Below are 13,242 nucleotides of genomic sequence, written 5' to 3' on the forward strand. Positions count from 1 at the left end.
CGGAAGTTTCTCCGCTGGCGCGCCGTAACGACGTCAACCCGGAAATCACTGACCGCTTTGAATTCTTCATTGGCGGCCGCGAAATCGGTAACGGTTTCAGCGAGCTGAACGATGCCGAAGATCAGGCGCAGCGCTTCCAGGATCAGGTGAACGCCAAAGCGGCGGGCGATGACGAAGCGATGTTCTATGACGAAGACTACGTCACCGCCCTGGAGTATGGTTTACCGCCGACCGCGGGTCTGGGTATCGGTATCGACCGCATGGTGATGCTGTTTACCAACAGCCATACCATCCGCGACGTGATCCTCTTCCCGGCCATGCGTCCGCAGAAGTAATCCGTTGCACTCCCTCCCGGCCTGCGCCGGGAGGTCCTCCCTGCATTATCCCCATCCTGTCTTTTGCCCTGCTTTATGAACCGCTAACCGCTATTTATCGGGATGTTTTGCCGTGGCCAGACGCGCGACAATAGTGACCATTTCGCAAGGAGACGCTATGAGCAAATTTGGTATTGCCCTCATGACCGCGGCGGCTATTAGCCTGCTGAGCGGCTGCCAGGCGGCGAAGGAGAAGCATCCGACGCAGGAGGAACTGATCCGCCAGATGCAGCAGCGGGCCGCGGCCCCGGATACGCACACACTGCCGCCGGGCAAAGCCACGCAGGACCAACTGATGCGCTACGCCTTCACGCTCAGAGAGGCGGTTATGGTTCAATTGCCCAACAGCGCGCGCTACCAGGGGAAAATATGCTCCGTGCGGCTGTCGCTTAACCGCAGTGCAAAACTGACCGGACTGCAGCAGGAGGGGGGCGATCCGGCGTTCTGCGCGGTAGTGACCGATGCGGTACTGCGCACGACCTTCCCGCCCTTTGCCAGCGAAGGGGTCTACCAGATCTTTAACCATCCGCTACTGGATTTTAAGCCTTAGCGCACCCGGCTTTCCGCCCCCGCCGGATGGCAGGGGCGGGGAGATTACTGCACTTTTTGCAGGGAGCCGCGCTGGCTGCCGTTTGTCCAGCTGCCGTTAAAGGCGTTGTTGAGGGTAAAGGCTGAGCTTTTCACCCGGAAAGTCAGTTTACCCTGGCTGGCTTTCGCCTCCTCGACCAGATGACCATGGGTTTTCACCGTTTTAGCGGTGACGGTAATCTCATCAATTTTATCGCCATACTCCGTATAAACATACCAGGTGCCCACCCAGGGGCCGAAGCCGCTGCTGGCCTGCTGCGCGGCGGCGGCATTCTCGGCTTTGGTTTTATGAATATCGCAGGTGGTCCCGTCGGTCATCTGCGTGCAGCCGGAACGTTCAAGCTGTTCCCGGTATTTCGCGCTAATGGCGTGGGCCGGCGCGGCGGCGACCAGCGCCAGGGTGAGGGTGGTGAAAAGCCAGGTCTTATTCATCTTATTGTTTCTCATCGCGATAGCGGCGTGCATGGTCATAAAGGTTGATACACATTGGTGCATTCTCCCGGTGCGTCAGAATAAATATAACCGCAGCCATTCCTGATAAATAACTAGCAGGAAGGAGATGGGTTATTTATTGGTAAAACATCATTACCCTGATTTTATTTATCACTGTACCTTCCCGCTGCATGTCATATTATTGCAGAGAGAATGTTAAGTAATTGATGTTTTAAAAGTGACTATTTGTCACTTACGCAAATAACAGCAGGCCCGGCCTGGGCGCGCGGCTAAAGCCCGCGCCGGTGCGGTGTTGAGTTTTTTTCATATTGCTATCATCATATTTCGAATGAAAGGGATAACCTCTGAAGCGGGTTATTAAGCCAGTAATTTTTAGCCGCAAAATAAGCCGGCGGCAAGCATTATTTCCATTTATTTTTCAGGGTTACCTGAAATAGCGGATATATCGCCAGCGCAATGATGGATTTCCATCATTTCTCCGTTTTCATCGTCGGTCGTCGCCTGCTTATAGTGACGCCAGACAAGACCACAGGGTGAAAAGGAGAACAAGATGGCGACAGAGCATCTGCAGTGGGGCGTGAGCCCCCTGTGCTGGACCAACGATGTGCTGGAGGATTTAGGCGGCGATATCCCCCTGGATACCTGCCTGCGCGAGGCGCGGGAGGCGGGCTATCAGGGCATTGAGTTAGGACGGAAATTTCCCCGCCAGGCAGAGACGCTGGGCCCGCTGCTGGCGGCGGCTGACCTGCGCCTGGCGTCCGGCTGGTACAGCGGCTTGCTGGCCGAGCGCAGCGTGGAAGCGGAGCTGGAGGCGGTGCGGGAGCACGTGCAGCTCCTCCGGCAGCTCGGCGCGAGGGTGATGGTTTACGGCGAGTGCGGGCAACTGCCGGGTGAAACCCCGCTTGATGAGCCTATTTCACTCTCGCCGCCGTTAAGCCGTGTCAGCCTGGCGGCGTATTGCCACAAGCTAAATACCTTTGCCGACCTGCTGCTGCGCGACTATGGCCTCCAGCTGGCCTATCACCATCATCTGATGATGCTGGTGGAGCACGATGACGAGCTGGAGCGGTTTCTGTCCCATACCCATGACAACGTCGGGCTGGCGTTTGATACCGGACACGCCTTTGTCGCCGGGGTCGAGATCCCGCGCGTGCTGCAAAAATATGGCCACCGTATCCGCCATCTGCATCTGAAAGACGTCCGTCCGCAGGTGCTGGGGCGTCTGTATCGTGAAAACCTGAGCTTTAACGAGGCGGTGCGCGCCGGGCTGTTTACCATCCCCGGCGACGGCTGCATCGACTATGCGCCGATCCTCGACTTCGTCCGGCGCAGTGACTACCGCGGCTGGCTGATTATCGAAGCCGAGCAGGACCCGGCGATGGCGCCGCCGCTGGCCACCGCCCGCCGCGCCTATGCCTGGCTGGCGCACCATTTATCTTCCCCTTCACCGTCAGAGGAGCACGCAGCATGAGCGCGCGGTTAAATATCGGTCTTATCGGCTCGGGTTTTATGGGTCAGGCACACGCTGACGCGTACCGTCGCGCGGCCATGTTCTATCCCGATCTGCCGAAGCGCCCGCATCTCTACGCGCTGGCGGATCAGGATCAGTCGCTGGCTGAACGCCATGCGGCGAAACTGGGGGCGGAAAAGGCCTACGGCGACTGGCGCGAGCTGGTAAACGATCCGCAGGTTGATGTGGTGGATATCACCTCGCCGAACCATCTGCACTACACAATGGCGATGGCGGCGATCGCGGCGGGTAAACATGTCTATTGCGAGAAGCCGCTGGCGGTCAACGAGCAGCAGGCGCAGGAGATGGCGCAGGCGGCACGGCGCGCGGGGGTGAAGACCATGGTGGCCTTTAACAACATCAAAACGCCGGCGGCACTGCTGGCAAAGCAGATTATCGCCCGGGGCGATATTGGCGAACCGGTGCGCTTTCGCGGCACCTTTGATCAGGGGTTTTATAACGACCCTAACCTGCCCTGGTCCTGGCGCTGCTCGAAAACCCTCGGCGGCAGCGGGGCGCTTGGCGACCTTGGCGCCCATACCCTGTCGGTCGCCCAGTTTTTGCTGGGCGGGATCCGCGAAGTGACCGCCAGCGCGCAAACCTGCCTGCGCCAGCGTCCGGTGCCGCAGCGCGATGCCGGGTATGCCAGCCGGGTCGCGGCCGATGCCGAGTGGCGGGAAGTAGAAAATGACGATCAGGTTCAGTGCCTGGTCAATTTCGACAGCGGCGCGGCGGGAGTGATTGAGGCCTCGCGCATCGCCGCCGGGCGGATCTTCGGCGTGTTCTGGGAGGTTTCCGGCACCGAAGGCACGCTGTATATGGACGGGGAGCGCTTTAACGAACTGCAGGTATATCGCTTCAACGATGATAAACACGACCGCGGCTTTAAGACGCTGTATGCCGGGAGCCAGATCCCGGCCTATGCCGGCTTCTTCGGCTTCGATTTTGGCGGCGGTGGGCTGGGCTATTTTGACGTCAAGGTGATCGAAGTGCATGACCTGGTGCAGGGGATTTGCGGGGAGGGCGACTGCTATCCCAACTTCGAATTTGGTTTGCAGAATCAGCGCGTGCTGTCGGCGATTGAAGCCTCGATGGTCAGCCGCCGCTGGGTGAACGTGGTTAAAGACTAAGGAGCCGCTATGTTTCCCTCACACTTACCGATCCCGCGCCGCCCGGCGGCGCAGAGCATTCCCTCCCTGCGCTGGGGCATTATCGGTCCTGGCTGGATCGCCGAGCGCTTTGTTCATGCATTGAAAACCTACAGCCGACAGCAGGTGGTGGCGGTGGCCTCCCGCAGCCAGGCGAAGGCCGAGCGGGTGGCCGCGGAATGGGGGATCCCCCAGGCTTACGGCCAGGTGGAGGAGATGCTGGCGCGCCCGGATATTGATGCGGTGTACATTGCGACGCCGCACAACCATCACTTTCCTGACGGCATGCAGGCGCTGAAGGCGGGTAAACACGTGCTGATTGAGAAGCCCTTCGCGCTCAACCTCGGCGAAGGGCGTGAGCTGCAGGCCGAAGCCGCCCGCCAGGGGAAGCTGGCGCTGGAGGCAATGTGGTGCGATTACGCGCCGAAATATGATGTGATCCGCCAGCTGCTGGAGGATGGGGCGCTCGGCGACCTGCATACCCTGCTGGCCGATCACGGCGAGTATTTCACCTCCGACCACCGCATCTTCAATGCCGACCTTGCCGGCGGGCCGATGATGGACCTCGGCAGCTATTTGACCTCGTTTGCGCTGATGGTGGGCGGCATGCCGCAGGAGATTGTCGCCCGCGGCAGCGCCACGGCGGAGGGGCTTAACGGTCAGACGTCGATGCTGTTTAGCTGGCAGAACGGGATGCAGGGGTTGTTAAACACGACGTTGTTCAGCAACACGCCGGGCGGGGCGGTGGTGGCCGGACGCCAGGCGACCCTGACGATCGACGGTCAGTTTTACGCCCCCGGCGGCTTTACGCTCGCCGCCAGCCAGGGCGGGCAGGTGCTGCGCTGGGAAGAGCCGCGCAATCGCTACGACCAGCTGTTCTGGCAGGCGGAGCATTTTGCCTGGTGCATCGGGCAGGGGCTGCAGGACTCGCCGCTGCGGCCGCTCAGTCGGGTGCTGCAGAATCTGCAGGTGATGGATGAAGTGCGGCGCCAGGTGGGCGCGGTGTTTAACGAAGAACGCTAAGGAGCCGGCCGGGCTTTGGTTTGCAGATAGCGCGAGCGTGTCTGCCATTGCCCGGCACCAGGACGCGTACGATGCCGGATGTCTGTTGCCCGGCGGCTCTGCGCTTGCGCGGGCCTACGATTTTACTGCAACCGTTTGATATTAAATCGGATTAATGCCTGTGTTATGTAGGCCGGGCAAGGCGTCGCCGCCGCCCGGCATAAAGGCTGGTACAGCGCCTGATGGCGGTTGCCACGCAACCACTCAGCGACAGTCGTCGACGGCGACAAACTGGCCATGCTGCAGGGACTGAACCGCCGCTTCGGCAATGGCCTGCGCCTGCAGGCCGTCCAGCAGGCCGGGCAGATCGGCCACGGTTTCACCATTCAGGGCGCGAATAAAGGCGTCAAGATGCTGGTAATAAGATCCCTGTACCCGGCTGAACCAGTCCGGCCACAGGCCCGGCTCAATGCGCTGATTGCCGCGCCACAGGGTAGGGCCCGCCGGCGACTGGCTACCGGACTCCAGCGCGCCTTCGGCGCCCAGCAGCGTGATCCGTTCATCATACCCGTGGCCGGTGCGGCGGGTGTTGTCCAGCTGCGCCAGCGCGCCGCCGCGCATCTGCATCATCAGGATGGAGGTGTCGACATCGCCAAATTCGGCAATGTCCGGCAGGGCCAGCGCCGCGCCCATCGCCGCCACGGTACGCACTTCATCGCCAGTGAGAAAGCGCAGGAGATCGAAGAAGTGGATCGCCTGATCGCGCATCTGGCCGCCGGAGCTGCGCAGATAGTCGAGCGGCGGCATGGTGGAGGCGCGGCAGACCATCTGCACCAGCTCGACCCGGCCGATCAGCCCTTGCTCCAGCTGGCGGCGGAGCTGCTGATGGCTGCTGTCGAAGCGCCGGTTAAAGCCGACAGTCACCGGCACGTTCAGGGGGAGCACCCGCTCCACCACCTCACGGGCGCGCGCCAGGGAGAGGTCGATCGGTTTTTCGCAATAGACCGCCTTGCCCGCCCGGGCGGCGGCTTCCAGCAGTTCGGCATGCGACGGGGTTGAACTGGCGATCAGCACCGCGTCGATGGCGTCGCTATGGATCGCCTCGCTCACTGTCACCGCCCGGGCGCCATAGCGGGCGGCCAGCGCCTGGGCGCGCTCCGGGGCGGCATCGGCCACCATCGTCAGCGCACTTCCTTCATGACGGGCAAGACTGGCGGCATGAACCTGACCGATAAAACCACTGCCTACCAGGGCAAAACGTTTGCAGATCATTTTTTTCTCCAGAATGGCGAGGGGACGTTGCCACCATAATCGGTTTGCTAAACTCACTGACACTGCCGTTTTGATGGATTTCCATCATGAAGAGAGGGGCGATGAAAAACATTTCACTGGCGGTGCTGGCCAGACAGATTGGCGTCGGCGTGGCCACCGTTGACCGGGTGCTGAACGAACGCGGCGGCGTATCGCCGCAGACCACCCGCAAAGTGCTGCAGGCGGCGCGCGAGGCGGGGCTGAAGCGGATCCTGCCGGAGGAGCACCGCTTTCCCTGGCAGGTTGAGGTCTTTCTCAGCAGCAATGACTCGTTCTTCTTTCCCCAGCTGGCGCAGGATTTTGCCGCCGTGGCGGATAGCCTCGGCTATCGCCGTCTGACCCTGCACCGCACCTTTGTCCCGGAGTCGCAGCCGACGACCCTGGCCCGGCGCATTGTGCGCAGCTGCCAGCAGCGTCAGGGGATCATCGTCTTCGGCAATGACCATCCCGCAGTGCACGACGCGCTGCGCCGCTGCCGGGAGGCGGGCGTCCCGGCGATCACCCTGGCGACGGACCTGCCCGGCGCCGACCGACTCTGCCACGTGGGGATCAATCAGCTGCAGGCTGGCCGCACGGCGGGGTTAATGCTGGGGAGGATGACGCCGCGGCCCGGCGAGGTGCTGATGGTCAGCGGCCGGCAAGATTACAGCGCGCATCGCCTGCGCATTCAGGGGTTTCGCGAGGTGCTGAGCCAGCGCTTTCCCCACCTGCAGCTCAGCGACGTGCTGGCGGGTGAGGAGCGGCGGGAGCAGATCACCCGCCTGCTGGAACAAGCCCTGTGCCGCAGCCGGAATATTGTTGGGATCTATAACACCGGGCTTGGCAATACCCAGATTGCCGAGGCGCTGGCCCGCCACCGCCGCGAAGGCGACGTCTGCTGGATCACCCATGAGCGTTACAACACCACCCGGCAGCAGCTGGCGAAGGGGAGTCTGGCGTTAACGCTCGATCAGAACACCCGCCAACACGCCCAGCTGGCGATCGACCTGATGCTGCGCCATCTGGAGTCCGGCTACCAGCCGCAAACCTATGCCGACGGTAAAGTCGACTTTATCCTCTACAGCGCCGAAAACGTCGACTGAGTCGGTCGGCGTATCCCCTCCTGACCGCATGACTATCCCTGGCGGGTAAATACCCGCCTGGCGGGGAAGCGATCGCGTCAAAGCGTTGTCTGCCTCTCATTTTTCGCTCATTTATGCGGCAATGTTAGATGTCTGTCAAAATTCTGTTACTGCATAGTTTTAAAATTTTCATTTCAGTTATTTACTTATAAAAGTTTCAAATGTCTTGTTAATGAAATAAATGGTCTGAAATCCAGGTTGCGGCGTAAATGGACTAACGTTTCAAAAAAGTGATGAAAAAACAGCCGTAATTTGTGATTTAGATCACGATGGAGTGCGAGAGGTGCCGCAGCGTCGTCGATATCACAGCAGACATTTGCCGCAACGTAACTGAAATTAATTTTTCATTTTGTTTCATTCACCGGCGTACCTACAAAATCAAGGATCAACTATGAATATTAAGAAAACGATTGTTGCCTCTTTGTTAGCCTGCATGCTGCCTGCGGTGGTTATGGCAAAAGACGTCTCTATTGGCGTCTCCATGGCGCTGTTTGACGATAACTTCCTGACGATCCTGCGGACCTCGATGCAAAAAGAGATGAAAAAAGACGGCGTTAAATCGCAGATCGAGGACGCAAAAGGGGATGTCTCCCAGCAGCTGCAGCAGGTGCAAAACTTTATCGGTCAGGGGGTGGACGCCATTATCGTCAACCCGGTGGATACCAATGCGGTGAAACCGATTATGGATCAGGCCACCAAAGCCGGGATCCCGCTGGTGTTTGTGAACCGCCGTCCGCAGGCGGAGCTGACCGACAAGATGGCCTATGTGGGGTCGGATTCCATTCTCGCCGGCCGTCTGCAGATGGAAGCGCTGGCGAAAGCGATGAACGGTAAGGGCAATGTGGCGATCCTGCTCGGCGACCTGGCGAATGAGTCCACCCGCGATCGTACCAAAGGGGTGGAAGAGGTGGTGGCGAAATACCCGAACATCAAAATCGTCCAGAAGCAGACCGCGAAATTTACCCGCAATGACGCCGTGGACGTGGTCAGCAACTGGATGACCAGCGGTGAGGATATCCAGGCCATCGCCTCCAACAACGATGAAATGGCGATCGGCGCCCTGCAGGCACTGGGCAAAAACCCGAACCATATTCTCATCGCTGGCGTGGATGGCACTCCGGATGCCCTGCAGATGCTGAAGAGCGGCAAAATGATCGCCACCATCTTCCAGGATGCGAAAGGCCAGGGTGAAGGCGCAGTCGACGCGGCCATCAAGCTGGCGAATGGCGAGAAAGTGGAAAAAATCATCGACGTGCCGTATCAGCTGATCACCAAAGAGAACATGGCTGAATTTACTAACCGTAATCAGAAATAGTCCTGGCCAACCCGTGGTACGGAGGTGGATGTATGAACGCTTTTGCACTTGAAGCCGAAGGTATCAGTAAGTTCTTCCCCGGCGTGAAGGCGCTCGATAATGTCTCATTGCGCGTGCGTCCGGGAACGGTGCATGCCCTGATGGGCGAGAACGGCGCCGGTAAATCCACGCTGATGAAGTGCCTGATCGGTATCTATCGCCCCGATAAAGGGTCGATTCGCGTGAAAGGGGAGCCGGTGGAGTTTACCGACACCATGGATGCGCTGCGCTCGGGGATCTCGATGATCCACCAGGAGCTCAATCTGGTGCCGCATATGACGGTGGCGGAGAATATCTGGCTGGGGCGCGAGCCGATGAAGTACGGCTTTGTCGACCACGGCCAGCTGACCCGCCAGACCCAGGCGCTGCTGGACAAGCTTAATATCCGCTTAACCGCCGACCGGCTGGTGGGCGACCTGAGCATCGCCGCCCAGCAGATGGTGGAGATTGCCAAAGCGGTCTCGTGGAACGCGGATATCGTGATCATGGATGAGCCCACCTCGGCGCTGACCGAAGGCGAGGTGGCTCACCTGTTCACCATCATCCGCGACCTGCGCGCCCAGGGTAAAGCGATCATCTATATTAGCCACAAAATGGATGAGATCTTTGCCATCACCGATGAGATCAGCGTGTTTCGCGATGGCACCTGGGTGGGGAGCAAAAACACCACCGAATTTACCCGGCAGTCGCTGATCACCCAGATGGTGGGCCGCGAATTAACCCAGCTGTTTCCGAAATTTAATAACACCATCGGCGAAGAGGTGCTGACGGTGCGCAACCTGACGCGCCAGGGCGTGTTCCATGACGTCAGCTTTACTGTACGCCGCGGTGAAATCCTTGGCGTGGCCGGGCTGGTGGGCGCCGGGCGCAGCGAGGTGATGGAAAGCCTGTTCGGTATGGAGCGCTTCGACAGCGGCGAAGTGCTGATCGACGGGGCGCCGGTGACCATTGATTCCCCCTCCGTGGCGATTGAAAAGGGGATGGCGTTATTAACCGAAGATCGCAAAAAGTCGGGCCTGTTTCTGGTGCTGTCGGTGCTGGAAAATATGAGTATCGTCAAAATGCCGGAATATATCGGCAAGAGCGGTTTTGTCCAGCACGTGAAAATGGCCGAAGACTGCATGGAGCAAATTCGCCGGCTCAATATTAAAACGCCGACGATGGATCAAATTATTAATAACCTCAGCGGGGGGAATCAGCAAAAAGTCCTGATTGCGCGCTGGCTGTTAGCGCAACCGAAAATCTTAATTCTCGATGAGCCGACCCGCGGTATCGACGTCGGGGCGAAGGCGGAGATTTATCATCTGATCAGTGAACTGGCGAATCGGGGGGTGGCGGTCATTATGGTCTCCTCTGAGCTGCCGGAAATCCTTGGCATGAGTGATCGGGTTATGGTGATGCATGAAGGCCGTATCACCGGCATCCTGGAAAAAGACGAAGCCGACCAGGAAACCATTTTGTCGTTGGCATCCCATTGAGGCACAGAGAATGAGTAATATGAAATTAACGGCGGCTCCGGCCAGCGAGGGTTCCTCCTTCTTCGCTAATTTGCGGCATAAAATGCCGAAAGATACCGGCATCTTTGTGGTGATGCTGGTGATTGCCCTGACTTTTGAAATTGCCGGCTGGTATGTTCGCGACCAGTCGTTCCTGCTCAATACCAACCGCCTGGTGCTGATTGTGCTGCAGGTGGCGATCATCGGCATCATCGCCGTCGGCGTCACCCAGGTGATCATCACCACCGGGATTGACCTCTCCTCCGGCTCGGTTATCGCCCTTGCGGCGGTGGTGGCGGCGAGCCTGGCGCAAACTTCCGACAGCCTGTCGCCGATGTTCCCGGCGCTGGTCAACCTGCCGGCGGTGATCCCCATTTGCGCGGGGATCGGCGTCGGCCTGCTGTGCGGGCTGACCAACGGTTTTCTGGTGACGCGGACCGGTATTCCGCCGTTTATCGCCACCCTCGGGATGATGGTTTCGGCGCGCGGTCTGGCGCAGTATTACACCCAGGGCAACCCGATCAGCTTCCTCTCCGACAGCTTTACGGCGATAGGTCAGGGGGCGATGCCGGTGATTATCTTCTTCGTGATCGCCGCCGTGTTTCACATTGCGCTGAAGCATACCCGTTATGGCAAATATGTGTATGCCATCGGCGGCAACATGACCTCGGCCAAAGTGTCCGGCATCAACGTGAATAAGTACCTGGTGATTGTCTACACCATCGCCGGGGCGCTCTCCGGGCTGGCGGGGGTGGTGCTGGCAGCGCGCGTCAGCAGCGGCCAGTCGAGCATGGGGATGTCCTACGAGCTGGACGCGATTGCCGCCGCGGTGATCGGCGGCAGCAGCTTAATGGGCGGGGTGGGGCGCATTACCGGCACCCTGATTGGCGCGATGATCCTTGGTCTGATCAAAAGCGGTTTTACCTTTGTCGGCGTCGATGCCTACGTGCAGGATATTATTAAGGGCATCATTATCGTCGCCGCGGTGACCATCGACATGCGTCGCAACCGGAAAAAACACTAATCTTATCAACGGGCGGCTGCGGCGAAGGATGTCGTTGCCGCCCGTCCTGTCCAGAAATAAACAAAATACGCCCCGCCAGGCGCGGCCTGTCTGTTTTGCCCACGCGGCTCATCCTGTACAGTTTTGCCACTTCCGTTGTCTATTCGTCAGGGGGCCCACGCGTGGCCTCTGGTTTCTGGAGTCGTATGAATACACCATCCGTCGTCAAATCCTCGCCGCTCTGGCGACCGGCAAGCAGGGGCATTATCGTCACGCTGATCGCCGGACTGGCGATCCTGGCGCTCGGTCGGGGCGTGAATTTGCCGGCCAGAGAGGTTTACCGTGAGATGCAGACCCGCCAGCTGGAGGAAGATGCGCAGTGGGTGGCGCAACGCCTTGAGCGGCGAATGAACACGCCGGCGCCGCAGCGGGAAGCCGCCTGGCCGTTGGCGGCGATGCGCGCCGAACTCCATACCCTCGCCCGGCAGCGGCATTATCGGCTGCTGCTGGTGAATGGCGACGGGCATCTGCTGGCGGCGTCGCATGCGCTGCCGGCCAGCGTACTGGCCCAGGTGCAGGCGCAGTTCCCCAGGGAGATGCAGCCGCCGCTGTTCGGCAGCCACTACCAGACTATCCAGCCTTTCGCCCCGCACCAGCGGATGTTAACCCGCGCGCTGAACGGCGAGGCGGGGCTAACGGGCTGGAATCTGGTGGTGCTGGCGCCGGACGGCGGATTGCCCTCGTTACTGATGGCTTACCGCTGGCCGGTGACGATCGGCCTGGGCATGCTGTTTGCCGGTGCGCTGCTGGCGGTGAGGCAGGCAGCGCACGCCCGGCGAAAACGCTAATTGCCGACGGCGCCGTCAGGGATGGCGAAACTGCAGGGTGGCGGGGAGGTAGCGCTGGAGCGGCTCCGGCGCCTGGCCGTCGATCAGCTGGCTGAGCAGATCGTAGCAGTGCCAGGCCAGCTGGCGATTATCCTGCTGCACGGTATCAATGCGCAGGGAAAGCGAATCATACAGGTAGTGATCGTCGAAGCTGGCGAGATGAATATTGGAGTCCAGCAGATGATGCTGGCTCATGTAGCGCAGTACCCCTTCGAGCAGGCCGCAGGCCGCGGTAAACAAGGCCCTCGGCGGACGTCCCAGCCGCGCGCAGAGCGCCGCGAACATCTCATACCCGGAGCTGGGGTGGTAGTTGCCGTTGATCACCCACTCAGGTCGCAGCGTGACCCCCGCCTGAGCCAGGCCTTGCGTGAATCCCGCCAGCCGGTCGCGCGACGGCGACAGCCGCGGCTGGCCGCCGAGAAACCAGAACTCGTCCGCATGCTGAGGCGCAATGCGGGAGATCAGCTCGGCGGTTGGCGTCACCGAGTCGGTCATCACCAGCGGCAGGGCGCTGTCGCTGGGGGAGCGGTCAAAAAGCACCACCGGCAGCTGTTCGCTGAGCTTCAGGTAGTCGGCATCGCTGTGCATGCACGAGGCGACGATCAGCCCGTCGACCTGGCGGGCAATCATATTATTGACCACCACGCTCTCCTGGCCGGGGTTTTCGTCGGTGCAGGAGATAAGCAGCTGCACGCCAGCTTCCCGGCAGAGCGTCTCAAGCTCATGGGAGAAAACGGCAAACCCGTAGTTGGTGATCTCCGGTACCACCAGGCCAATGGTATGGCTGCGGTTATCGCGCAGCGAGCGCGCATGAATGCTGGGCTGATAGTGCTGCTCGCGGGCGATCGCCAGCACGCGCTCGCGCGTCTCTTGCGCCACGCGCAGCTCTTTGCCACGGCCGTTGAGCACCAGACTGGCGGTCGCTTTGGAGACGCCCGCCAGTTCGGCGATATCTTTGATAGTTACGCGTTTGGTTTTCATCACCACTCAGGAGC

Annotated in this window: 12 protein-coding genes and 1 pseudogene; 10 read left to right on the top strand and 3 right to left on the bottom strand. The window is 60.1% G+C overall.

The annotated features are described in order from the left end of the window. Both HMPREF3142_RS29840 and HMPREF3142_RS06445 read left to right on the top strand, forming a co-directional pair. Positions 1–335: amino acid--tRNA ligase-related protein (locus tag HMPREF3142_RS29840; protein ID WP_306665675.1), on the top strand; the 335-nt coding region annotated here is incomplete at its 5' end. A 157-nt stretch (positions 336–492) separates the two neighbouring features. After that, a complete protein-coding gene (locus HMPREF3142_RS06445) occupies positions 493–924 on the top strand; it encodes a cell envelope integrity TolA C-terminal domain-containing protein (protein ID WP_012968783.1) in 432 nt (143 codons plus the stop codon). A 44-nt stretch (positions 925–968) separates the two neighbouring features. On the opposite strand, the gene HMPREF3142_RS06450 is transcribed toward HMPREF3142_RS06445, so the two are convergent. After that, the gene (locus HMPREF3142_RS06450; protein WP_032730969.1) at positions 969–1,394 is read right to left on the bottom strand and encodes a hypothetical protein; all 426 of its coding nucleotides are present in this window, start codon (positions 1,392–1,394) and stop codon (positions 969–971) included. A 571-nt stretch (positions 1,395–1,965) separates the two neighbouring features. Between HMPREF3142_RS06450 and iolE the strand changes: the two genes are divergently transcribed. Genes iolE through HMPREF3142_RS06465 form a run of 3 tightly spaced genes read left to right on the top strand, consistent with a single transcriptional unit; the run spans position 1,966 to position 5,096 of the window. Then, positions 1,966–2,886: a myo-inosose-2 dehydratase gene (gene iolE, locus HMPREF3142_RS06455; protein ID WP_070611859.1), complete on the top strand. Its 921-nt coding sequence runs from the start codon at positions 1,966–1,968 to the stop codon at positions 2,884–2,886. Then, complete coding sequence (locus HMPREF3142_RS06460) at positions 2,883–4,055, top strand: Gfo/Idh/MocA family protein (protein WP_008805489.1); 1,173 nt, start codon at positions 2,883–2,885, stop codon at positions 4,053–4,055. The genes iolE and HMPREF3142_RS06460 overlap by 4 nt, the downstream gene beginning before the upstream one ends. 9 nt (positions 4,056–4,064) lie before the next feature. Then, positions 4,065–5,096, top strand: coding sequence for a Gfo/Idh/MocA family protein (locus tag HMPREF3142_RS06465; RefSeq protein ID WP_032734910.1), 1,032 nt, complete (start codon positions 4,065–4,067; stop codon positions 5,094–5,096). Positions 5,097–5,339: 243 nt separating this feature from the next. Here HMPREF3142_RS06465 and HMPREF3142_RS06470 read toward each other — a convergent pair whose 3' ends face one another. Further along, a complete protein-coding gene (locus tag HMPREF3142_RS06470; RefSeq protein WP_012542555.1) occupies positions 5,340–6,347 on the bottom strand; it encodes a Gfo/Idh/MocA family oxidoreductase in 1,008 nt (335 codons plus the stop codon). Positions 6,348–6,448: 101 nt separating this feature from the next. On the opposite strand from HMPREF3142_RS06470, the gene HMPREF3142_RS06475 reads away from it, so the two are divergent. The 5 genes and pseudogenes from HMPREF3142_RS06475 (at position 6,449) to HMPREF3142_RS06495 (ending at position 12,176) form a co-directional block, all read left to right on the top strand. Next, positions 6,449–7,468 carry a LacI family DNA-binding transcriptional regulator gene (locus HMPREF3142_RS06475; RefSeq protein WP_032691136.1) on the top strand — a complete coding sequence of 340 codons (1,020 nt, stop codon included), beginning with the start codon at positions 6,449–6,451 and terminating at the stop codon, positions 7,466–7,468. Between the two features lie 430 nt (positions 7,469–7,898). Continuing rightward, on the top strand, positions 7,899–8,822 hold the full coding sequence (locus tag HMPREF3142_RS06480; RefSeq protein ID WP_002892597.1) for a sugar ABC transporter substrate-binding protein: 924 nt from the start codon (positions 7,899–7,901) through the stop codon (positions 8,820–8,822). Positions 8,823–8,854: 32 nt separating this feature from the next. Further along, on the top strand, positions 8,855–10,339 hold the full coding sequence (locus HMPREF3142_RS06485) for a sugar ABC transporter ATP-binding protein (RefSeq protein ID WP_004202401.1): 1,485 nt from the start codon (positions 8,855–8,857) through the stop codon (positions 10,337–10,339). A 19-nt stretch (positions 10,340–10,358) separates the two neighbouring features. Then, complete coding sequence (locus HMPREF3142_RS06490) at positions 10,359–11,381, top strand: ABC transporter permease (RefSeq protein WP_004152946.1); 1,023 nt, start codon at positions 10,359–10,361, stop codon at positions 11,379–11,381. A gap of 185 nt (positions 11,382–11,566) precedes the next feature. After that, a pseudogene (locus tag HMPREF3142_RS06495) lies at positions 11,567–12,176 on the top strand (hypothetical protein). Between the two features lie 47 nt (positions 12,177–12,223). On the opposite strand, the gene HMPREF3142_RS06500 reads toward HMPREF3142_RS06495, so the two are convergent. Next, positions 12,224–13,234, bottom strand: a complete 1,011-nt coding sequence (locus tag HMPREF3142_RS06500; RefSeq protein WP_162493284.1) for a LacI family DNA-binding transcriptional regulator — start codon at positions 13,232–13,234, stop codon at positions 12,224–12,226. Positions 13,235–13,242 lie beyond the last annotated feature (8 nt).

The sequence above is a fragment of the Klebsiella sp. HMSC16C06 genome (assembly GCF_001808325.1).
GTDB classification, from domain to species: Bacteria; Pseudomonadota; Gammaproteobacteria; order Enterobacterales; family Enterobacteriaceae; genus Klebsiella; species Klebsiella variicola.